The 570-nt window shown below is 61.2% G+C and carries 1 protein-coding gene; it reads right to left on the bottom strand.

The annotated features are described in order from the left end of the window. A partial coding sequence (locus DID99_RS37690) for a hypothetical protein (protein ID WP_221623089.1) occupies window positions 1-510 on the bottom strand: 510 nt, incomplete at its 3' end. Window positions 511-570: the final 60 nt, after the last annotated feature.

Below are 570 nucleotides of genomic sequence, written 5' to 3'. Positions count from 1 at the left end.
CTGCCGTCCACCGTGCGTACGTTCAATTCGTGTCTGCTCGGCGTCGGTCAGTTCGAGCGGATTGGTTGTATGAGGCAAAGACAGCGGGACGGGATAGGGCACGGCTCGGCGGGCCGAACGATGGATAGCGGAACGCAAGCCCTTACGCTGCGAAGAATTGCCCTGGGAACGACCGGAACGTGTGGAGTCCTGCCCGGGTGGCGGAGCCTGCAAACCGGATGTGATGGCCATGGTGTCGGCCGGGATCGGCACATCCCAAAGTGCCTGGAGCTGATCGAAGCTCAGAAACCCGGATGGCGTGGCGGGACTAGACACAGAGTTCCCGAGCTGAACCATGGGGACGTAAGCGCTGGCGACGGAATGCGGAAAGGTGTCATTGCCGGCGTTCAGCTGAAGTGAATGAGATCTCCCATTCGTTACCGGAATACCGGTACTGTCCGCTGGATCCGAACGATTCGAGGGCATATCGGATTCAGCCGCCATGGTGTCGGCTGGGATCGGCGCATCCACCTGGATCTGATCGATGCCCGGGGACCGGGATGTTTCGCCAACGGCCAACGTGAGGCGACG

It is taken from the genome of Burkholderia sp. Bp8986 (genome assembly GCF_003854225.1).
Classification (GTDB): domain Bacteria; phylum Pseudomonadota; class Gammaproteobacteria; order Burkholderiales; family Burkholderiaceae; genus Burkholderia.
This window is presented reverse-complemented; position numbering and strand designations above follow the sequence as displayed.